At 40.1% G+C, this 22,311-nt stretch carries 21 protein-coding genes; all 21 read left to right on the forward strand.

Features of this window, described 5'->3' with window-relative positions; genetic code table 11:
• The first annotated feature begins 5 nt into the window (after positions 1-5).
• Positions 6-1,388 (forward strand): SU10 major capsid protein, encoded by a 1,383-nt coding sequence (locus FUT79_RS11770; RefSeq protein WP_148879066.1) that lies wholly within the window; start codon positions 6-8, stop codon positions 1,386-1,388.
• Positions 1,389-1,470: 82 nt separating this feature from the next.
• Positions 1,471-1,959, forward strand: coding sequence for a hypothetical protein (locus FUT79_RS11775; RefSeq protein WP_148879065.1), 489 nt, complete (start codon positions 1,471-1,473; stop codon positions 1,957-1,959).
• A gap of 16 nt (positions 1,960-1,975) precedes the next feature.
• Positions 1,976-3,085 carry a hypothetical protein gene (locus FUT79_RS11780; protein ID WP_024751751.1) on the forward strand — a complete coding sequence of 370 codons (1,110 nt, stop codon included), beginning with the start codon at positions 1,976-1,978 and terminating at the stop codon, positions 3,083-3,085.
• Positions 3,082-4,701: a PBECR3 domain-containing polyvalent protein gene (locus FUT79_RS11785; RefSeq protein WP_024751750.1), complete on the forward strand. Its 1,620-nt coding sequence runs from the start codon at positions 3,082-3,084 to the stop codon at positions 4,699-4,701. The genes FUT79_RS11780 and FUT79_RS11785 overlap by 4 nt, the downstream gene beginning before the upstream one ends.
• A gap of 5 nt (positions 4,702-4,706) precedes the next feature.
• The gene (locus tag FUT79_RS11790; protein ID WP_148879064.1) at positions 4,707-5,414 is read left to right on the forward strand and encodes a hypothetical protein; all 708 of its coding nucleotides are present in this window, start codon (positions 4,707-4,709) and stop codon (positions 5,412-5,414) included.
• Positions 5,395-5,571 (forward strand): hypothetical protein, encoded by a 177-nt coding sequence (locus FUT79_RS15170; RefSeq protein WP_156009218.1) that lies wholly within the window; start codon positions 5,395-5,397, stop codon positions 5,569-5,571. Before FUT79_RS11790 ends, FUT79_RS15170 begins: the two co-directional genes overlap by 20 nt.
• Before the next feature lie 19 nt (positions 5,572-5,590).
• On the forward strand, positions 5,591-7,324 hold the full coding sequence (locus FUT79_RS11795) for a hypothetical protein (protein WP_148878920.1): 1,734 nt from the start codon (positions 5,591-5,593) through the stop codon (positions 7,322-7,324).
• A 20-nt stretch (positions 7,325-7,344) separates the two neighbouring features.
• Positions 7,345-7,863 (forward strand): hypothetical protein, encoded by a 519-nt coding sequence (locus FUT79_RS11800; protein ID WP_024751728.1) that lies wholly within the window; start codon positions 7,345-7,347, stop codon positions 7,861-7,863.
• Positions 7,864-7,887: 24 nt separating this feature from the next.
• On the forward strand, positions 7,888-8,421 hold the full coding sequence (locus FUT79_RS11805; protein ID WP_024751748.1) for a hypothetical protein: 534 nt from the start codon (positions 7,888-7,890) through the stop codon (positions 8,419-8,421).
• Positions 8,393-8,587: a hypothetical protein gene (locus tag FUT79_RS11810; protein WP_148879542.1), complete on the forward strand. Its 195-nt coding sequence runs from the start codon at positions 8,393-8,395 to the stop codon at positions 8,585-8,587. Before FUT79_RS11805 ends, FUT79_RS11810 begins: the two co-directional genes overlap by 29 nt.
• 16 nt (positions 8,588-8,603) lie before the next feature.
• A complete protein-coding gene (locus tag FUT79_RS11815; RefSeq protein ID WP_231577584.1) occupies positions 8,604-9,542 on the forward strand; it encodes a hypothetical protein in 939 nt (312 codons plus the stop codon).
• Between the two features lie 16 nt (positions 9,543-9,558).
• The gene (locus tag FUT79_RS11820) at positions 9,559-10,701 is read left to right on the forward strand and encodes a hypothetical protein (protein WP_024751746.1); all 1,143 of its coding nucleotides are present in this window, start codon (positions 9,559-9,561) and stop codon (positions 10,699-10,701) included.
• On the forward strand, positions 10,694-11,500 hold the full coding sequence (locus FUT79_RS11825; RefSeq protein WP_024751723.1) for a hypothetical protein: 807 nt from the start codon (positions 10,694-10,696) through the stop codon (positions 11,498-11,500). The genes FUT79_RS11820 and FUT79_RS11825 overlap by 8 nt, the downstream gene beginning before the upstream one ends.
• Before the next feature lie 20 nt (positions 11,501-11,520).
• Positions 11,521-13,347, forward strand: a complete 1,827-nt coding sequence (locus FUT79_RS11830; RefSeq protein WP_024751722.1) for a hypothetical protein — start codon at positions 11,521-11,523, stop codon at positions 13,345-13,347.
• Positions 13,344-14,813, forward strand: coding sequence for a hypothetical protein (locus FUT79_RS11835; RefSeq protein WP_002695630.1), 1,470 nt, complete (start codon positions 13,344-13,346; stop codon positions 14,811-14,813). Before FUT79_RS11830 ends, FUT79_RS11835 begins: the two co-directional genes overlap by 4 nt.
• 6 nt (positions 14,814-14,819) lie before the next feature.
• Positions 14,820-15,641 (forward strand): hypothetical protein, encoded by an 822-nt coding sequence (locus tag FUT79_RS11840; RefSeq protein ID WP_148889697.1) that lies wholly within the window; start codon positions 14,820-14,822, stop codon positions 15,639-15,641.
• A 3-nt stretch (positions 15,642-15,644) separates the two neighbouring features.
• Entirely contained in the window at positions 15,645-17,321 is a 1,677-nt protein-coding gene (locus FUT79_RS11845; protein WP_148889373.1) for a hypothetical protein, read from the forward strand.
• A 27-nt stretch (positions 17,322-17,348) separates the two neighbouring features.
• Positions 17,349-18,524: a baseplate J/gp47 family protein gene (locus FUT79_RS11850; RefSeq protein ID WP_024751719.1), complete on the forward strand. Its 1,176-nt coding sequence runs from the start codon at positions 17,349-17,351 to the stop codon at positions 18,522-18,524.
• 3 nt (positions 18,525-18,527) lie between these two features.
• A complete protein-coding gene (locus FUT79_RS11855) occupies positions 18,528-20,441 on the forward strand; it encodes a cell envelope integrity protein TolA (protein ID WP_148889698.1) in 1,914 nt (637 codons plus the stop codon).
• 24 nt (positions 20,442-20,465) lie between these two features.
• Positions 20,466-21,359, forward strand: coding sequence for a leucine-rich repeat domain-containing protein (locus FUT79_RS11860; protein ID WP_148889699.1), 894 nt, complete (start codon positions 20,466-20,468; stop codon positions 21,357-21,359).
• Between the two features lie 9 nt (positions 21,360-21,368).
• The gene (locus tag FUT79_RS11865; RefSeq protein WP_148889700.1) at positions 21,369-22,310 is read left to right on the forward strand and encodes an LPD3 domain-containing protein; all 942 of its coding nucleotides are present in this window, start codon (positions 21,369-21,371) and stop codon (positions 22,308-22,310) included.
• Position 22,311: the final 1 nt, after the last annotated feature.

The raw sequence follows: 22,311 nt of genomic DNA on the forward strand, positions 1-22,311 counted from the left end.
AGATTATGGGTTTTTTTACAACAGTAGAAACAGCTTCTGTGAGTGAGGCAGAACTTTTAAAATCATTGCAAGCCGGTTACCAAACCGACTCTGCACAGATGGTAGGCGGACGAACTTTAATACCTGAGGATATTGAAGGAACAATGGTTAATGCTATGCGCGAGCAAAAGGAAGATTGTAAGTTTGTAAATAGTGTTAAGAAAAAATCAGTGAACTCGACTATTCATGAGTATAATCGCCGCACCGGTGTAGGTAATTATAAGTACCTGACAACGGAAGAAGGCGGAGGCTCTGAAACAAGTGATCAAGAGCTTGAGCGAAAAACTGTAAAGATTAAATATCTGCAAGACCGCAGAGCTGTTACCGACCAAATGGCATTAGTTGACGGTTTTGAAGATGCGTACACAAGTGAAAAGATAGCAGGTACTCTTAATGTTTTAAAAGCTGCTGAATACTTTTGTTTTCATGGTGATGAAACTGTCGTGCCTACACAGTTTGACGGTGTTTTGCGTCAGATTGAAAAGTCGAAAAATGCAAACATTTACGATGTCCGCGGCAAGAGCATTGCAACGGTGGGCGAAAGAATAATTACCGATCCTGTAGGAATGATTTTTGAAGCGGGCGGAGATGCCAATAAACTTTTCTTTCCGCCAATTTTGGCGCAAGATATTCAAGACCTTATAAGGGACCGAATCCGCTTTGGTACTTCAGGAAGCGGTGCAATGAACCTTGTCGTTGACCAGTACCCGACGCCGTACGGTTCCACTATATATTTTGGGCAGGAAGCCGGTGCAGATAAGTTTTTCCATGTAAAAGGCTTAGTTACTGCTGACGGTTCGCCTCTGAAACGCCCGAAAGCTCCTACTGAAGTAACGACAACAAGTGCAGCCGATGGAAAATCAAAGTTTGCGGCAGCCGATGCCGGAAATTATAAATACACCGTTCACTCAGTCAATAAATACGGAATATCGGACGGCAAGGAAATAGACGCTTCTGTTGCGGTAAGTGCAGGACATAAGGTTACTCTTAAAATAAAAGCAAGTGCCGAAAACACAGAATCAGGCTATGTTATTTGCCGCTCTGCAAAAGACGGGGATGTAGTAATGGAGATGGTGAGAATAGGAAAAGATGAAAGCGGAACAACCGAGTTCAATGACTTCAACATCGAATTGCCGGGTACTGCTCAAATGGTTTTCTTAACTGAGAAAAAAATTCAGGAAGTAATTAACTGGGATCAGTTCTGTCCATTGCGTTCACGTCCATTGTACGAAAGTAACAGAGCCGAGATACCTTTCCTCATTCAGCTTTTTGCAGCTTTGGATGTTAAGGCTCCCGAGTGGTGCGCTATTGCAAAAAATATCGCATACAGAGGCGGCTTATATTACTAGGTAAAAGCAAAAAGAGCTAGGAGTGCTTAAGTCGTGAAATCTTAAGCACTTTGAAGCTCTTTTAAAAAAACAGGGGGTTATTATGTCAAAAAAAGAAACTGAAAATAAAAAACAGGGGGTTATTATGTCAAAAAAAGAAACTGAAAATAAAAAACAGGGGGTTATTATGTCAAAAAAAGAAACTGAAAATAAAAAACTTGATGCAGCACAAAACAATCAAGAAACCGAAGGAGGAAATAAATTAACCGAAAACACTTCCGGTGAAAATCAAAATCCTTCAAACGAAAATACGAGTGTTCAAAATGAGGAGGCTCTGAAAACCGAAACGCAAAATAACAAAGATGCTGCGGGCGGAGAAACTCAGAAAGAGAACACAGACGTAAAAGAGGAAAATAAAAAACCTCAAAAGTCAACCGGCAGTAAAAGACGTATTAAAAATGAACAACTCAAAAAGAAAAAAATCATTGTCTTTGACGGTTCTACAGTTTCGTTCGATGAAAAAGGAATAGCGGAGCTTGAAGAGAAATACGCTGAATATCTTTTGACTATTCCTACTTACTCTGAAGTATAAGCTAAGGAGTGTATAAATGCTTGAAGTGGTTAGTGCTAAAAATTATTGCATTATCAAAATGCCAAACTCTACACAGGAATACAGGCTTGAAAGGAAAGCAGGTATTGACGGCGAGTGGGAAACGCTGACCGCTTCAGGCTTTATAAAAACAACAACGGAGCCTCCCGTTCCGGTTAAAGATGTTTACTTAGATAAAAATGTCAAGGACGGCGTCTACGGGTATCGGGTGCAGGATGTAACAAACGCCGCAGCGGATTGGGAGTATTCAGTTTGGGTAAAGTGCGGCGCGGGAAAACCTGTCGGCTATACATTCGGCAATTATAAAGCACCTGAAGGACAGTGGGGCGAAATTGTTACGCCGGATGATTTACATTACACCTATCTTTGGGGTGTTGATTTTAGGGCAAGTAACGGAATGCCTTATACTGATGAACAGGTGCGCTTTCATATCAACTCTTCGCTGCGTGAAATGGAGCGAAGGCTCAATATTACAATTGAAAAAAAACGCATCGCTTGTGAGCCGCAACGGCGGGGATTAAAAAAAGGCGTTGACTATGACGAAGAAGAATCGTTTTATAGTTTTCATCAATCCCGCATTCAGCGGCAGGGATTTATTCCTACGCGGAAAAGACCTGTTATAAAAGTTTCAAAGCTTGATTTATTGAGCCGCACCGAAAAGGTGCGAAGTCTTATGGATTGTTACACGCTTGATAAAACAAAGGGCTTAATCAAATTTTTTAATCGTCCTTTTAGAATGAGCGACACACGAAAAGCAATACACACTTCTATTTCTCCTTATGGAGCTGCGACATGGGAGAGCAATCTTTTTTACAGTATTGATTATGTTGCAGGTTATGAAAGCTCTGACGATGTGCCGGCGGATTTGCGGGCAGTAATCGCAAAGCTCTGCGCTGTTGAGTTATTGAATATCATTGGAGACGGACTTATCTCGGGCTTTTCATCTTCAAGCCTTTCGATGGATGGAGTAAGTGAAAGCTTTAGCTCCACTCAATCTGCAACCAGTGCGTACTATGGCGCACGCATTAAGGTGTATGAAGATGAATTAAAAAATTATATCGAAGAAAACAAAATGAAGTTCGGGCATGTGGTGATGGGAGCGTTATGAGAACAGTTTTACTATTGAGAAAATCAGCTGAAAGTGAAAAGTTTATTTTTAACGCAATAAAGAAAAAAATACTTGACTATTTAGCAAGCTTAGAAAAAAAAGAAAAAGCGGCAATTGAAAAAGCTTTTTCAAAAATGCTTATGCTTGCAAAAGGTGGCAAGGGTTTGCCTGTCGGCACGGTACGAGATTGGAAGGGAAAAAAGTTTATTAAAACTGCACCCGGAAAATGGAAGCCGAAATATGAAAGCCATTCACGCGGTGCAAAATTAGCGATTAGTGCGTTAAAGAAAAAGATTGCCGCTTGCGATACCGCAAAAGACATGATGAATGTTATGCTTGAAAACAGGGACAGGTTTAGCGACAAGAACGGAAACCCCTTACCCTTTGTTCAAGAGTTAAGCAAGTTTATTACAGAGACGCAGGAAAAGAAAAGAACCGGAGGTGCAAGTAAAAAAGAAACGTTATCAGAAAATGATAAGAAATATTACAAAACACTGCTTATAGACACTGCGGAAAAATTTCGAGTAGGTACCGGGACAAAGGACGAATATCAAAAATACTTAGGAGAACCGATTAATACCCCCTTAGGTATTGTGAAAATGGGAGAAAATCAATACCAAAAATTTGTAAAAAATAATAGGCAAGATTTATTCATTGCAGCTCACGATACATTAAAAGACCCCGCTCTCGTATTTACGGCAGAGAATGGGGCAAAAGTATACACAAAATGCTTTCTAACAAGTAAGGGAAAACAGAAAAACATTGTATCAATTACGATTGATAAGGGCGATGTTTCTGTATCAATTTCTACACATGAAGAACGGCTTAACCAAATATTTAAGAAAATAGAAAAAGCCGGCATTCTTTATGAAAAAGAACCCGGCTCACGAGACGGCACTGTACACCGAAAAGGTGCAGCCGATAGGGATGGCATTACGCACATCCCTACTACTAGTATACCTGATTCTGATAAAAAAACAAGTGCCGGTTTAGAAAAAAATCACAAGCAATATTATGCGGCAGAGCATACAAGCGGCGACGAGGCGGGAAAGTTTACGAATAAGGGAGCTGAAAAGAAATGGTATGAAAAGCCTCCAGCAACAGAAAAAGAGTTACTCGATTTTGCAAAAAGGGCGATAGAAGAAAACGCAAACGAAAGGCTTTTTGTAGGACATGTAAGCAGTGAAGCACAAAAAAGAATAAAAGAGGTAACAGGCTTAGATGCAAAAAGTATTATTCTTGATAGCAATTCTGTTCGACATGTGATGAACAAAGAAGCTCATAATTTGGAACTTGAGGATTTGAAATATATGCAAGAAGTTATAAATGATCCATCGAGTATAAAATTATCAGAACGAAAGCATCGTTATAACCCTGTAATTGAGTTTCGAAAAGACATTAATGGAGAAATAACATTTGTCGAAGAGTTTCGATCTAACAGAGGACAGCTTGAATTAGTTACGTGTTATCGAAAAAAAAGAAAGTCTGCCGTCAAGGTCTCAATGCTGCGTAAAAGTACGCCCCCTGAGACTAACGTCCGAAACTGTGATGACGGTCAGACAGATATAAGTATATCACAATCACAAGAAAAATCAAGTATAAAAAAGGCAGGATAATTTATATGCTGTATTTTTTAAATAGACCGCTCATTTTAGAGCACGTAATAGTAAAAGCTTTTGATGATTATTTTAAGGCATTGCGCACACAGGAGTATTACCGGAACTGGAGTATTCACGTTACGAATGAACACCCCTTTTCTTTGATGATACCTGATTTTACTTATAACGCAAGTATATTCCCTTGTGTTGTGGTGTCAACCGAAAGCGATGAAAAACCTTCGGAGTTGATGAACCTTGTAGAAAGCAGTTTTTTTATTCTTGAAAAAACGGATATCCCGTTACTTGAAGAAGAAGGCTATGTACTTTGCGATGAGTTAAAAAAAGATTTAGAAAATGAGTTTGCAAAAAAAGAAAAGCTCTGCGGAGTATCACGGGTAATACGGCGGCAAGAGCGGATAAGTATAGAAATATGGAGCGAGAATATTCAGCTGAAAAATGAATTGTATGAAATGTGCCGCTTGTTTCTTGCAGGCGGCATAAAGGATGCGCTTGCCGAATATCGCAAGAAAAATAATGTAGTCATTTTTGACAACACCATACAGGGGGATCGAAGCGGGAATTTTAATTATGACTTCGGGGTAAAACTTGCAGGCAGCCGCTTAAGTTTTAACGCTGATTATTTTATTGAGCAATCAATAATCGATACAAAAATCGATGGAAATAAAAACATTATTTGGGAGGTGATTGATAATGTCAAAGGAAGTAAGTGAAAAACAAATAGGTATTACTACATTTTTTCAAAACCGCAAGGGTGAGTATGATGATGAGGTAATTTTTGTTTTGCAGAAAATGTATGCGGATGTGGCATTCACAGAAGCGCAGTGGGTTTTAAAAGTGAACGAGTTTTTAGAACAAAAAATTGTGTAAGGATTTGGGAGGAATAACAATGGGAGTAAGACCAAGAATTTTCGAAAGTGCGGGACGGAGGACAAGTCATCTTCAGCCGGGAGTGTTTTCTCGATCCGCGTCAATTAAAGGGAAAGGCGGCGGGGTTTCCGCAAGTAATCTTGTAGTTTTAGGTTATGCAATTGCGGGAAAGCCGAATACATTATATGAGTTTGGCTCTCTTGAAGAGGCACAAGCGGTATTAAAGGGAGGCGAATTGCTGGAGGGAATAGCACACGCCTTTAGTCCGGCAAAGGGCTATACACCGCAGAGCGTTTTTGCAATGCGTGTCGGAAATGCGGAGCAAGCAACCCGAACACTTAAAGCGGGCGGAACGGATGTATTAAAACTTTTTTCTAAAGAATACGGAGTTGGAGCAAACAGCTTACAATTAAAGCTTACCAATGATTCAGGTGCGCACACAGTAACTCTTGTGTTGAAAAACGGCACAAAGACTGAAACTATCGGACCGATTAAAAATGAGCTATTAAAAATAAAATATACCGGCACGGGGGCAGCCTGCAAAGTTTCGGTACACACCGATGCGTTAAAAATTGAAGTGCCCGATAAAACGGTAGACGGCATAGAAATTCTTTTTGAGGAATATCCGACTATTGAAGCTGTGGCAAATAGGCTTATTGCAAAGGGCTGTTATGTTGCGTCAATAAATACAAATGCGGAGCCTACCACTTCATCGAGGGAATTAGATTTTATTGCAAAAGAAACAGCAAAAAAAGATGAAGACTTTTTTATGTTCGGCAATCTTTATGCAATGATTAAAAAACTTACCGAAAGCGATTTTATCGACAAGGTAGAATTACTTTCGCATGATAATAATCTTCCTGAAACCGATTCAGATTTTGTCAATTTTGCGGGAGGTGTCGGCGCAAGTGAAATAGCTCTTGAGTGGGTTGCAGCATTGCAAGCTTTAAAAGCGGAACAAATCAATATCATTACAACACCTTGTCAAGATGAGATGATACACAATCTCATTGTCGGACATTGTGAACTTATGAGCAGTGTTGATAACCGCAAGGAGCGAACTTGTATTTTAGGCGGCGGCGTAAACGAGACAAATGAAAAATCAATTGAAAAAGCGAAAATGTTTAATAGCCGTTTATGTTCTTACACAGGTGATTCAATTAAAGCAGTCAACCCGATGACGGGGCGCATTGAAACCTTCCCCGCTTCATATTTTGCCTGTAAGCTTGCAGGCTTGGAAAGTTGTCTTGCAATTAACGAGCCGCTTACAAATAAGGTTGTTGATGTTGTTGAGTTTACTAAAAAACATTCGCCTACCGATTTTAAAAAACTTATTCAAGCAGGCGTATTGGCAGGCGGTAAAAATGATGACGGAGCACTTGTTACAATTAGAGCTATGACAACCTATCAGGGAGACACCTTACAAGATGTTGAGCGCAGTATGGTGCGGGAATCAATATACATGAGCATGGATTTACGCCAACGGCTTGGAGCTGCAATCGGCACACCGGGAATATCCGGAAGTTTAGAAGATGATTTAGCAACTCTTTTGCAGGCGGCTAATGATTGGTTTAGCGCAGGCTTAATTTTAAAAAGTGATGACGGGGAGCTTATTTGGGGCATATCAACTCGAGAAGAGGGGGATACAACATTTATCACGTTTAGTAGATATTTGGTAGCTCCAAGAAACTTTATTTTTATTACGGAAAACAATCATGTGTATTCCGGATCGGCTGTTACGGTCGCTATATAATTTTTTTAGGAGGATAGGAAATGCCATTACCGAGAGTAAGTGAAAAAATATTAACCGAAGGATACCGCTGTTATGTTAGATCCGGGAAAAATGCGAGTACCGCAAAAGTTATAGGCTTTGTAGAAAGCTTTCGCGCTTCTTTATCGTACATGACACAAGAGGCACGAGTACTGGGAGAATTAGTTCCTGTGTCGATTGATGCTCAAGGAGTTTCATGCTCAATAAGCATGTCAGGGTTTTTACCATCGAAGGATGTAATAAAAAACGGTATATCGATAAGTAAAACAAATGATGTAAAGATATCGCTTTACACCTTTTTCCCCAGTCCGAAATCAATCCGCGATGATAAGGTTGTTACGAAAATTCCATACATGGACTTCAAGGATGAAGACAATGGAAATATAGTAGCAACGTTTGAAGGTATTATCGTTGATTCAGGAACTATAAGCGGACAAGGTTCAAGTTATGTAAAAGGCGATGTAAGCATGAAAGCTCTTGATTGGAGCGTACAAGAACACAACAATTCATTTTTGAAATAACATAAAAAGGAGCAATAAAAAGAAATGGAAATAAAGGTAGTTGAAAATGCGGTGCCTGTAACGGGCACGGATATTGAAAATAAATCTTTAAGCGATTCAAAGCGCGAAGATTTATTTATACAGCTTTTGCTTGGGCAGGATGCAACAGGCGAAATAGAAACTTCGCGCGGAAGTTTTACGGTAAAGTTTCCGAAAGAAAAAGACCGCCTGCAAATTGGGCGTCTTATGGGTATAAACAGATGCGGTATTCCTGCCACAAGTTTTGATATTGATACGGAAACCAGGAATCTTGTTTGTTCAACGTTGAACGTGGTTATCGTTAAAGGACCTGAATGGCTTGAGGCGGTAAAGAAAAAGCAAAACGGTTTTAGATTTGAGGAGGTGCCTTGCGATGAGTTTTTAATCGAACTCTACCAAAAGGCATGTGAGTTTCGTGATCAGGTGCAAGAACGCCTTAAGGCGGGGACAGAAGAGCTTACAGGAGTATCTACCGGAGAAAGTGCTGCTCCTATTGTGGACAATGGTATTTTTGACGGGCTTGAAGGAAGTGCCGACTGATGAATGGACGTTAAAAATACTGTATGAGTTTTCGCTTGAGTATGATAGAGATGAATTTAGAATGCTTAGGCAAATGGAAAAAATGGAAGAGCAAAAAGTTGCGGCTCCTAAAAAAGCCGTAATGAAAAATCTTGGGTATTCTGAAATGGATTTGTTAAAAGAATAGGAGGAATATAGTGGCAATGACAATGCCCGCGCTTGGCAAGGCGCTTGAAGATTTAACAAAAGCTTATAATGATTTAAAAAAAGAGCTTAAAGATAACGGCGGTATGCATAATGCGTTATTTCTTGCTGTAGAAAAATCATTAAAAGCTGTACAAGCGGCAGTAAGTGTAGATGATTTTATAACAGGACAAAAAGAAAAGGTTCTTACCGACAGTACTCCTGTAAGTTTACAAGGATTTGTGCAAACGGTAAAAGATGAAGACGGTTTTATTCTTGTTGCAAATGGGCTTGATGTTTTTAAAACCGGAACGAGGTATGGTATCTCCTCTGATTTTAGAGCAACGACTTATGTTATACCCGATTATGCGCAAATTGTTTGCATGAGCAATAAACGCGGCGTATTATCTGAATCTGATAAGATACAAGCTATGGCAAACGGGAGCATAAGCCTTGAGTTTTTATATGAGCCTGATGCTCCCGATGAAGAAATATCTTTAAATTTTGTCGTAGGAAATAATGAGGGCGAGTATAAGGGCGAAGTTGAGTGGAGCAATATAAAAATTGAGACTATCAGTTTTGAGTTTTCACAAAACCAAAAAGAGATGGCACAAAAAGCTTTAGATGCGCACGTTGAAAAAACGGAACACTACCATAATGTAATTCGGAATAAGAACGGCTCAATTGCGGTGCCCAATCCTCAAGGCGATAATGAAGCTGCAAACATGAAGTTTGTAAAAGAGGAAATAAAGGCGCATCTTGCGGAGCTTGTCGACAATGCGCCTGAAGAGCTCGATACACTCAAAGAATTGGCGGACGCTTTAAAAGCAAATGAAGATGGAATGGCGGCAATAAACGCAGCCTTAACAAATAGGTATACAAAGACAGAGGCTGACGAAGCCTTTATAAAGAAGGCTGCGTTTGCGTTAAGCGGTACGACACTGGAAATCACCTTATAAACAGAAGGAAATTGATATGGCGTACGGTTTAGGCAAAAATTCACCTGTTACTCTTGCACTTGGGAAAGAAAGTTATGAGGCGATGATTGAAAGGCACGGGCAGTATGTACGCTGGAGAGTTGCTAAAAAATGCCCCTGTGTTTCTACGGGAAACCAACCGGATATTCATTGTAAAAAATGCGGGGGCTCTGGCGAGCTGTATTCGTATCAAAAAAAGTATACGGATAACGTGAGGCTTTCTGTTTTTGACGGGCTTATCGAATTACCGGAAGACATAGCGGATTGTGTTATAAAAAGTATTTACAACTATGCAGGCGTTTTGTTCGAGTTTAAAAAAGAAGATCGTTTTATTCAGCTTCAAGACAAGGAGCATACGCTTACGCAAGGAGAGACGGTAGATATAATTTTTGAGCAAGAATTAGTTTGCATTTTAAAAGAAACAAAGGCAGAGCGTATATGTAAAGGCTTTTATCGTATCCCTGATTTACGCATGCCAAAATCGACTATCGAGGGAGTATATTACAGCCCCTGTTGCGACATTCTAAAAATAGAAAACTTAAAAAGCGAAGATGGTGCCGATGTTGAAATTCTAAACTATTATAAAGATTGCATTGAAGTTCTTAGCGAAGAAGATTATCCGTATTTGATTGCAAAAAATATTGAATACATAAAACCTGTAAAGTTTATTGTCTTATCGCAAAACTTACACAAAGAAAATCTAGCCTTAATTCAAAAACACAATGGGGATGCGGTTTGCACCTTCCCGTATAAGTTTGATGTTTCCGAAGGAGATATTATTACAATTATTTCAGGAACAATGACTAACAAGGTTATTGTAAAACGAGGGAGAGAAACTGCAGATGATATCATCCCTGAATTTTTTGTTGACTCAATTGATTTAATTGAAACTAAAACAAGTGTTTTTAAAGAAGGAGAAGATTTTATTTTGATTGGGACAAACCGTATTCATTGGCTTGGAGCTGCAAAGCCTGAAGCGAATGAGAGCATGTCAATAACGTATCGGTATAATCCGACATATCGGGTTTGTCAAAATATTCCTTCCTTGCGAACAAGTGAGGATCAGCGCATACCGCGCAAAGTGGTGCTCAAACTATTTGCAAGTTATCAAAATGCTCGGAGGGTACACACGAATGGTTAAGATTAAAATAACAGCGGATAATCCCGCATTACAAGAACTTGCGGCTGCGGTAAAAAAAATAGGACGATCCGATATTCTTCCTGCAACCGATGCAACGTTTCAAGGTTGTGCAAAAATGGTAGCGGACTCTTGGAGAGCCTACGGTCAGGGACAAAAAGATATTCCGGGAGTGCCGCCGATGAAAAAGCCTTCAAGCAATTATTCAGGCGGTGTAAAGGTAAAAAAAAGCGCACCGCTTGAATACACAATATCGAATGAATCTAAGGCAGCCCCCTTACTTGAATACGGCACCGATGGTTATGATATGAAAACAACGCATCCATACGGGAAAAAAAGCAGGGTAAGTAAACAAAAAAATCCTAAAACAAAAATGATAGAACTCATTCCGTATTTGATTGTGCCCTTTAGTTGGGGAACGCCGGGAACCGTAACGTTTCAAAACACAATGACAGAAGACATTTATGCAATTGCAGAGCGCATGAAAAAAAGTGTTGTAATGGAAGAAACGCATTTTGAGGAAAACTGGGCAGGAGAAGCTATTGAGCGGCATGAATATACGTGGGCAGATAGATTAAACGAAAATGACTTAGGCAATGCAGACGGTATGGTAAGAATGTCTGACACTCCGACAGGTAAGTCAACCTATTGGACGTTTAGAATTATTTCCGCTAAGTCTCCGAAGAACAGCTGGATAAATAAGGGCATTCCCGCCCGCAATGTAACGGAAGGTTTAAAGGCTTTGCATGAAAAAGAAATAGCCGATGCAATCCAAAATGCCCTTGCAACCGATTTAGGGTAGCAATAGAGGAATAGACGCGTATGGGAATGAAAGAAGTTGCGATTAAGCTTAATTTAGAAACCGGTAGTTTCTCATCATCTGCACAAACGATATCCGATGCTTTTGATAAAATGCTTGGCAAGATGAAAGAAGCACAAGAAGTCGGCAATTTTGATTTAGCAGCACAGTATGCAAAATCGGCACAACAAATGCAGCAAGTGTATAACGGCATGGCAAACGGGAATCAAGCCGGAGGCGGAGGAATTGCAGGGTTTAATAATACAGTAGGGGGCATTTCTAATACTGCACAATCGGTTATCGGACAAATTGGTGCGGGCGATGCTGCGGGCGGTGGATTAACACTTTTAGGGAAAGGAGCCGGTTTACTTGGTAAATTAGGAACAGGCGGAGCAATTGCAGGAGCAGGACTTCTTGCGGCAGTTGGCGCCGGTTGGGGGGTAAAAAAACTTTCAGACCTTTATACATCGCATGATGATGCGGCAGAAGCATTAAATGCAAGCCTTAATAACACCATGCGCACTCGCTTTGATTTAAGTACTAAGGAAGGACGTGGAGAGTGGCGGCAATTTGCAAAAGATTATCCCGAACGAAAAAATGATTTTGAGATAAGTAAAGACGGTAAAACCATGATTGAAACATTGGAAAGCCGTTATAAGGTGAACACAAAAAATATAGAAGATGCGTTTACAAAAGCAAGTGCTGCCGCAAACAGTTTCAGCTACTCAATGGAAGACGGGTTGAGTATGGTTAAACACCTTACGCAATACGGACTTTCTTCGGGCAGTTATGATGTTGCCCGTAATGTTTTCGGCTGGTCAAGAATGATGGGAATCCAAAAAGAGGAGGCAGCAGATTTTAAAGGTACTTTTTCCCGTTACGGAAATAAGGACGCGGACAGTTTAGCGCAAGCATATCGAGCGAGCTCTTTTATGGGAATGAAGGAAGGCCAGTACAGTGAAACACTTGGTTTATTACAAAATATTTTTACTGATGGTATATCAAAAGGGTTTACAAAGTCGATTGCTGAAATAGGCAGCACAATGACTTTTTTAAAAAATGCAAGCGGCAATAATCCGTTATGGATGGGAGAACAAGGCGCAAGTCGATATCAGCAATTAAATGAAAGCGGGCGCAGTGCAACATCTCTTTCTTCGGTTTCGGATATCTTAACGTACCGAGCTATTGCAAGTTTATCGGATGCAGAAAAGGCACGCATATTAAAAGAGCACGGATTAGAATCGCAAGGCGGATATCTTGATAATATGCAAATTGCGGAACTTGGATTTTTACCGGAAATATACAAGAAAAAAATGGGTCTTTTTGAACAAATGTCGGGAAAAGGTAATAAAGCAGGGATGATCGAAATGATTAGAAAAGATACCGGCTTTGACTATATACAGGCGGCGCAGTTTTATGAGTTGATGAACAACGGGGAAATAAATAAAGACGCATATGAATCAATAACAAATGCAAGTATACGCCCTGAATATACCTCACGTGTCGGAGCATCTACCGGTTCTGCCGAATTGTGGAGGACTTGGACAGCTGAATTGGGAAAAGGTCCGGCGGAACTGACAAAATTTCTCTCGGTATTTTTATCCGGCACTCGCCAAGAAGAGTTTAATACGGGTAAGCTACCGGGCATAGGCGAAGGAAGTGTAAATAATGTTTCACTAATAAAAGAATTACAACAAAGAAAACAAGATTTAGCATTTGAACTCCAGACTCTGTATAATACCTTTTTCCCCGACCAAGAAAAAATTAAGGAAAATACGGAAGAGTTAAAAAAGATAAACGCGCAACTTGAGTTATTATTGAACGGGGAAATAAAGGTTGAAAGTCGATGATGATCACCATTCACAAAAGCCCGCAGCCAAAAATAGAAATCTTTGATTATAATGCGCCAACAGTGCCTGCTTTTACATTATCGGCACAAACCCATGAGTATACGCAACTTTTAAGCTATTCGTTTACCGAAAGCACAATGGATTTAAAGGGGCGTTTTCAGTTTAGCATTGCAGGCGGAGACAATAATCTTTTTAATGAAATACAGCCGCTTCAAATTGTAAAGATTTACGAGGGGGCAAATACTCCTGTGTTTATTGGTGTAATTGCAAATAAAGATTTAAGTTGCACAATGAGTCAAGGTGGCGTGCAACGACAAATCAATTTTTCCGGGATGAGTATTACGGGGTTAATTGCAAACTTTCAGCTCATTCTTGATATTAAGTTTTTATCATTAACACAAATAATGAGTGCGGAAACGATAAACAAGGATATGGTGTTACGCATAAATGAACTGCAAACTAAGGAACCTTTAAAAATAAAAAAGTTTTTAGAGCTTACATGGGATACATATTTAGGCTATGTAGGTGTTAGATATTTAAAACCTACCGCAGATAAAGCTCCGGTAAAAGGAAAGGCGGGAGAATCAAATAAAATAGTCTATGACATAATTAAAAACTTTATGGGGAATGATTTTTTTGAAGTAGGAGAAGCAGAAAGTATTCCTGTGCCGATTGCTAATACCTTTTTTAATCAAGGAATAAATACGGTACAACAAATATGGCAAACGATTTTAGCGCCTCCTGTGTATGAAATGTTTTCTCGGGTGAATGAAAAAGGAAAAACAAAAATAGTTGTTCGTGAACTTCCATTTAGTTTTAGGGAAAACGGAATAGTGCATAACCGTTGGGGCAAACTACCAATAAGAAAAATAAAATCACCGCACCTCGTCGATTATTCATTGCGTTTAAGTATTGATGAAGTGTACACAACTTTTTTTGCCTATATCGAGGGTTCTTCTCTTTCGGCTGATCAGTACATTGTAATTGAGCAAACTGACGGCGACAAAATAGAAAAAAAGATTTTACAAGTTGATGAAAAAAAACTTAAAACATACGGCATGAAAATGTTACAGGTTGCTTTCAGAGGCTATAAAAAACAAACGGAAAAAACGGAAACAATTACCAATGCAATGCACAAACTTTCTTTGCGCCTTCGCTCTTGGTTCGGGCGACTTGACGAAATGTACACAGGAAGCATTCGCATTATCAACGATTTTTCTGAAAAACAAATACGCTGCGGAGAGCGAGTAAGCTTTTTAGGCGGGGAGTTTTATGTTAGAAGTTGCGACCATTCATGGTCCTACGGAGGGACTCCCACAATCAGCCTACAAGTAATACGAGGCGGAAAGTATAACAAGGGAGGAGAGTTTGTAAAAGTAATGCCTGAAATGGGAACAAGCAATATCGAACTTAAATTTGACGGGGAAGAAACGAATAGTTTAGTAGATATAAGTTGGGCGAGGTAAAAAGCTATGAGAATTGTAATACGAGAGCGAAGCGGACAGGTTACCGGGCAAGTGCCGCTACAAAATACAGTGCCGAGAATAGGCATGTGGGGAACAGTAACCGATGTTGACTCTACAAGAAATGCGGTGAATGTTCGACTTACCGGCGGTGTGTTATTGGAAGATGTGCCGGTTGCCAGCTTAGACGAGTGGATATGCGAGTTTAAAGATGAGGGGTATTTATCGGGAAGCAGAAACTTACCGCCTGAAAATGCTCGGGTTTTTGTGCTGATGCCTACAGGCACCTTTGAAGGCGCTTTTGTTTTATGCTCAAGCCTTTCGATGTTTGAAAAAGAACATCAAAAGAAATTTATGAGCACAAAGGAACAACGCACTGAAAAAAATGTTGAGCGGCTTCGGGTGCGACCGGGAAAATGGATTGAAAAATACAATTATAAAACGGGACAGCTTGAACTTACCTCTTCGAATGAAAAGGTAAAGATCGCAATTACTGATGATAACAATAAAAAGGAAGTGAGTGTAAACGCTTTCGGCGCAAACATTACAATTGACAAAGACGGCAATATTGCCGTGAAGGCGGCAACGGATAAAAAAATAAGTCTTAACGGCGAAAACTTAAGCGGTATAGTAAAAGCCGATGAACTAAAAACGCAGCTTGATAAGATGAGCGATCGTATTGATAAAATGGTAAATACTTTTAACGGGTGGGTTGTTCTTCCTAATGATGGAGGTGCTGCTTTAGCTACCGCAATGAAAACCGTAATAGGCACTATGGTAAAAGAAGATTTTTCAAATATAAAAAATGACAAGGTAGTGCACGGAGGTTAAGCAGTGAGACAAGGATATTTACGAGAGGGATTATGGCAGAATGTATACCTCATTGAATTTTATGTTGACAATAATACTTCCCCGTCCGAGTCTTTTGCCTTCGGGGTACCGCCTGAAAGTGAAGAGTTTGTTTTAACGCAACGGAAAACCGAAACTAAAACTTTTGGCGGACTTGTCATTGATGACTATGGTCATGATGCGCTTAAAATAACGCTTTCAGGAAGTACGGTAAATAATGAGCTTAGGCGAATGTACCATACAACCGGATCGAGTGAGTATGTTACCGGCGAAGAAGAAATATTTAGGCTCAAAACATTGCTTGAAAAATACAAAGGTAATATAAACACGCTTGGAAAAAAAATCCTTTTATATGATTTATCAAAACATACAAATAGGAGCAGACGAAAAAAAACGATTGACAGTTTTTGCTGGCAAGTGTATCCGGGCGAATTTAAAATAAAGCGAACAAAAGAAAAGCCTAATGTATATACGTATTCAATTGAGTTTACCGCCATTCCGGCCAAAGATACCTTTGTGTTTTATAATACAATCTTCGGAGTTGATTTTAATAAGGCCTTTGATGCAATTGAACAGTATTTACAAAAGTTAGAAAAAAGTTTGAGTTTTTTTAAATCCGTCTTAGAAAAAATCAACGAGGCGAGGCGTTTTGCCGCCGCCTGTAAAGAAGTTGCCCTGTATGCGATAAGCGGTACTATTAACGCCTTTAGGATACTGCTTGACGACACTTTTCAACTTGGCCATTCAGCTATTGCCTTATACCGAGAAACAGTCGGAGCAGAAGGAATACCTGCACTTATTTTTGAAACGGGTGATTTTGTTGCGGCAATGCTTATTGATTTTATGACCAACATAAACGTATTGGCAAACAACATACATGCAATGAGTAAAAAAGAATTTTATATTCCTGCTGGCGTTTTTGAAGATTGGGAAGTTACTATAGAAGAACTTGACGCCTTAAGTCAGCTGCAGTGTAGCGGCATTTACAATGAACTATGTGCCTTATCTGTCTCTGCTCAAATGGAACGACCGAAAGAATACACATTACCGGTTGCACGTGGCGCTGCAATAACCACGTATGGAATGCAAATAGGTTTAATTACCGATGGCATGAGTTTTGAAAGCATCGCCCAAAATCATTACGGAGACAGTAGCAAAGCGTATATTATTGCTTCTGCAAACAGCGCTGGCAGTATTGATGATTTAAGCGCACGCGGACAAAAGAATGTGCTAATCCCAGTGCTGGAGCGAAGCGCTTCTAATTATCAAAATAGGATAATCGGTTTAAGCGGACAGCGCGATAATTACGGGGTCGATATTGCGTTAGACGAAAACGGGAATATTTTACTCAACGAGCTGCAAACAGATTTTAAATTTGTTACCGGCAGAAGAAACATATCGCAAGCGGTACTTATGCGCTTGCGTGAAAATATTAATAAACGAGTGATGCTGCAGCTTTATGGAATTAAAACAACAATTCCCGACAGTGAAAGTGCAGGCTCGGCTTATATTTTATCAAGCATAATTCAAACACTCAAACAAGAATCGCGTATTAAAGAATTGTTGAGCGTTTCTTTTAAAGGAGATGGGGACGCTTTGCGAATTGATATAGAATACACCGATATTGGCGGACAGCGGCGCTCTTTAAGCGAGCTTATATAACGGAAGATGAACAGGAGATAAAAAAGAATGGATTTTGATTATAAAATAAAAACCTTTGATGAGATTTACACCGAAATGCAGCTAAAGGTATTCGGTAAAATACTTACCGCAACGGACGCTAACTCAGGCAGTGTGCTTTGCTCTTTATTAGAGGCAACTGCACGGCTAATTGCTGAAGCGTATTTGCATTGCCAAATAGGGTATGCAAAATACTTACAAGATTTAGTGGAAGGGGCTTTTGGCGTAAAAAGGCTTTTAGGAACTAAGGCAAAGGGGAAGGTTGTTTTTTTTACCGAAAAAGGAAAACCTGCCGCCAGTCATCTTTATATAGCGGTAGGAACCGAAATTGCCTGCGGTGATACTGTTTTTGTTACCACAGAATCGGGAATGATAGATAAAGGGACGGAACAGTCAAATCCTATTTTTGCTGAAGCAAAAGAAATAGGAGAAAAAGGAAATGTGCCATCTGAAAGCGTTGACACTATTTTAAGCGGCTTACATTCAAGTATTGCGGGAGTAAAAAATATACGGCCGTTTGAAAACGGTACTTCCGCCGAAACCGATCCGGAGCTGCGAAAGCGATTTGTAAATTATTTACGAGGCTTACAACGGACAAACTTTTACGGGGTAAAAGAAGCGGCTCTTAGCACAAAAGCATATCACGTGAACGTGGTATTATGTGCGCCGCCAAAAGATATTCCCACCCGAGATTTTGACGGAAACCCCATAACAGAGCATAATGTAAATTGTGCGGTGTATGTTTGCGACAAAGAAGGAGAGTGTTCAGGGGCATTACTTGATGAGGTGCGCAAAACATTACGCGGAGACGGCACGTATAACAATCCCGGATATACACCTGCGGGTGTTCATCTTGCTGTCGCTCCCATTGTTGCAGACAGACGGTTTCAAGGGGAAGGCAATAAATTAAATCTTGAAATATTTTCTGTTCTTCCTGATAAAGAAGAGGCAAAGGAACGAGTACGAAAAAAGGTTATAGAGTTTTTTCAAGGCTTTGAGGTAGGTCAATCTCTTATTATCACTGATTTAATTCTTGCCGTCAGACAGTTTGATTGGGTTACCGATGTAATCATTAAAGATATGAACCTTCCGCAAGGCAGCGCAAACCCTTCCGCAACTGAGTCGCATAAACTCTTGGTTGTAAAAGAAGAAGATGTGCTTATCACAATAAAACAACAGGGGTAGTAAATGACAATACAAGATTTTTTTTCAACTGTTAAAACAAATCCGTTTGAAATTGTAAAAGCAAGCGATATGGACGTAGGGTTCCAATCGATTGTCGATAATGCAAGCTTTCTTGTACGCTTAGCGGTACAGGCAGAACATGATTTTATCATAGGCGGACAGGTTACACCGATAAAAGATAGCTTAAGCGTACGGGTTTCCCCCTTTATTGCGTTTAACAAAAAAACACAACGGCTTTTGTGTAAGGGTACGGAAACGATTGTAGAACTTAAAGCCGCCCACGCAACGAAAAATAGAAGAGACGTACTTTTTATTACCGAAAAAGGTTGGGTTGATTTTAAAAAAGAAAACAGAGCCCGTTGGTTTGTTGCAAGAGGAAATGCGGGACAGACAGGGCAAGAAAACTCAGGGTTTGCAAAGGTAGAACCGCTTAATAAGCGGCAAGCGTTTAAGGTTGCACTTGCCGTTATAAGCGGAGAAAACAATTCAGGAACTGCAAAGTACTGCGATGAAGAATGTGTAAAACTAGGTGAAATATCGGTAAAAGCATCTCAGACAAAGTTCGGCAAAGAAGATATTTTTGCGGTAAGTGCCTTAGCTGAGAATGAAGAAAATGTAGGCTGGACAAATGAAACAATGAGAACCTTCTCACTTGCACCGATGAGCAAAGCGGCAATGCGCTTTTTTAAAATCCATAAACCGGACGGAACACTAAAAGATGGTGTTGTCGGAAAATCAAACCTTGCGCTTTCAGGCGGCGACATGTTAACCGGTGATGATATTGTGATTGGAAAAAAGATTGCAGTAAAAGCGGGCAGCATAAATCCCGCAACAGGAGCATTTGAGTATACTATTCCATTTGTCGGTACCGAGCGCCTAGAGTTTACTATTTTCGAGTCTGCAAAAATAAAAGAAGTTTTTGATGTTGTTTTTAATGCCTTTGCGTATGTGTGGAAAACATTTATCGCAAATGATGCCGCCGTGTATCGATATGCGCAAGGATATACCGATTTGGGGATTGCTGATTTAAATAAAGTTTTTTTTGAGGCTTTGCAAAAAGAAATACAGGAACGCATTGCCGCAATTGATAAGGAAGCGAAGGAGCGTAAAGAAGCCGATGCGGCAATTAAAACATTTGCAGAAGAAGCAATTGCACAGGAAGCACAAGAGCGCAAAGAAGCTGATGAGAAGGAAACAAAAGAGCGCAAAGAGGCGGATGCAGAAATTAAGACGTTTGCAGAAGAAGCAATTGCACAGGAAGCACAAGAGCGCAAAGAAGCTGATGAGAAGGAAGCAAAAGAGCGCAAAGAGGCGGATGCAGAAATTAAGACGTTTGCAGAAAAGGCAATCGCACAGGAAGCGAAGGAGCGTAAAGAAGCAGATGAAATAGAAGCTACAGCGCGCATTGAAGGCGATAAACAAATTAAAGAGTTGGCAGAAGAAGCTATCAGCTTATCGGTTCCGGAAGGTTCAACACTCGGTATATATGATGATGAGGAGCACAAAACATTTTTAAAGCTTGACGGTAAAAGTTTTGAGCCCGCCGAATATCCGCGCTTTTACGAATACTGGAAAGAACATTTAGCTTTTTTAGGTGAAGACAATGAAAAAAAGCCTTTTTTGCCGCTTGTTGAAACAGCAGACTATACCCGATTAGGCGAGGTTGTCAGCTTTATCGGAACGGATTACCACCATGAATTTTTGTTGTGCGATGGGGGACCTTTTAGCCCTGATGTATACGCCGAGTTTTACGAGCAGTACTGGAAAAAACATTTAAGCCACTTAGGCAAAGATAGTATCGGGTGGCCATTGCGCCCTAAACTGGAAGGCAGCATTGCAGGCAGCAATGTATACATTAAAGCCTTGCCGCATGTCGAACATGAGTTTATTACGCCTGTTATTAAAACAGGAAAATAAGAGATACGGGGAGGAAGGTAAATAATGATAACGATAAACGGAACGGAAATAACAGAACTAAAATATAATGGTGTAGAGATAGAAAAAGCTATCTGTAACGGCGTGGTGGTGTTTGAGGAAAGAAAGAAAAATCCGGGCGATATCAGTATAAAAACGTCTGCGGATAGCATTAAGCTGCGTGTTACAACAAAAGACGGCAGCCCGTGTGAACTGTGGAACGACGGCAAGAAAATTGCGGAGATGCAAAGCGGCACGCATCAAACAGTTAGTATCCCGAATAACGCAGAAGAGATACTTATCAAGGGTAAGGATATACAAGTGCTGAACTGCCAACACAATCAACTAACCGAATTAGATATAAGCGGATGTACGAGTTTGCAAGAGCTGTACTGCCAATACAATCAACTAACCACATTAAACGCAAGCGGTTGTACAAGATTGCAAAGGCTGCACTGCGACCGCAATCAAATCACCTCATTAAATATAAGCGGGTGTACAAGCCTGCAACATCTGTACTGCTACTACAATCAGCTAACCACATTAAACGTAAGCGGCTTAACGAGCTTGGAAGTGCTGGAATGCTACCGCAATCGACTGACCACATTAAACGCAAGCGGTTGTACAAGCTTGAAAAGGCTGGTCTGCTTCAATAATCAGCTGACCTCATTAGCCGTAAGCGACTTAACAAGTTTGCAATGGCTGGACTGCTCCAACAATAAACTAAGTGCCGAAGTTTTCAAAAAACTTTTTGAAGATTTGCCTGAACGCAAAGAGAAAGATGGAAGGGTATTGTTATATAAAGACGGCGATAGCAACTACAAGGATTTTACGCAGCCTCCCGAACTTGCAGCCGCCTTTAAAGCCGCGAAAGAGAAAGGTTGGAAGTTCTATAAAAATAACTGGAGTACAGAAATATAAGGCAGCGGTATGAGAATAGTAATAGACGCTGATGTTTCAAAACAGATTATACATACTCTCAAAAGATTATCAGAGCAGCAGTACTTTCATGAAGTGTTAAAGCTTATGCAGAAGACTTTTGTAGAAAGCAAACACCCGCGCGATGAAGCCGGAAGGTTTACGGATAAGAGAGAAGAAAAAACATGCCTTAAAGAAAATATCAGCTCGGCAAGTGATGTAAAACAAGCTCTTGAAGCGATTAAAAATACAGATATTGTAAACAAAAAGACGGGGATTATTGCGCGCATTTCTTCTACCGGAATTAACAAAATGATTTCAAACAAAGCGGTAGAAAAATCTGAAGCTAACGGTTTTACACGGCAAGAACATTACCGAGCCGCTGCGCAAATTAAAGACTTGTTTGAAAAAGCGCATTTAATAGAAGCTCGAGCCGACAAAAATAATGATCCGAATATTCAATCAATTAAAAGGTTTTATTCATCGGTAGTTTTGGAAGACGGGCGGGAAGGAAAAGCTTTAATCACTTTAAAGGAAACATACCAGAGCGGGCATAGAATTTACACTGTAGAACTTAATAGAATAATAAAGCCGATTGATATGCGCAAAGCTGTAGCCCAATACGCTCAATCGGCTTATAGTCCTAGTACGTCAAAAGGGTGGGAGACTACAGACACCCACGCCCGCACGAGGACAGAGCAAAAGGCCCCAACTGATTTTAGTATACCACATTCACAAAAAAAAGCAAGGGCGCAAAATGCAGCCTTGCCGAAGGATTTTGTATCGAGGTGTAACATGGTAAGCATTCAGCTTATGCTTTTGAAGTGGGATATAGCCGCAATACAGGAAGAAACAGACCGCCGTAATAATATGTATGACTTGGTTTTAAAGTCTTTTAACGGAATTGTGCAGGAATTAAAAAAAACACAAGGTAGTAAACAAAGGAGGCTATGAA

The sequence above is a fragment of the Treponema phagedenis genome, assembly GCF_008153345.1.
Classification (GTDB): domain Bacteria; phylum Spirochaetota; class Spirochaetia; order Treponematales; family Treponemataceae; genus Treponema; species Treponema phagedenis.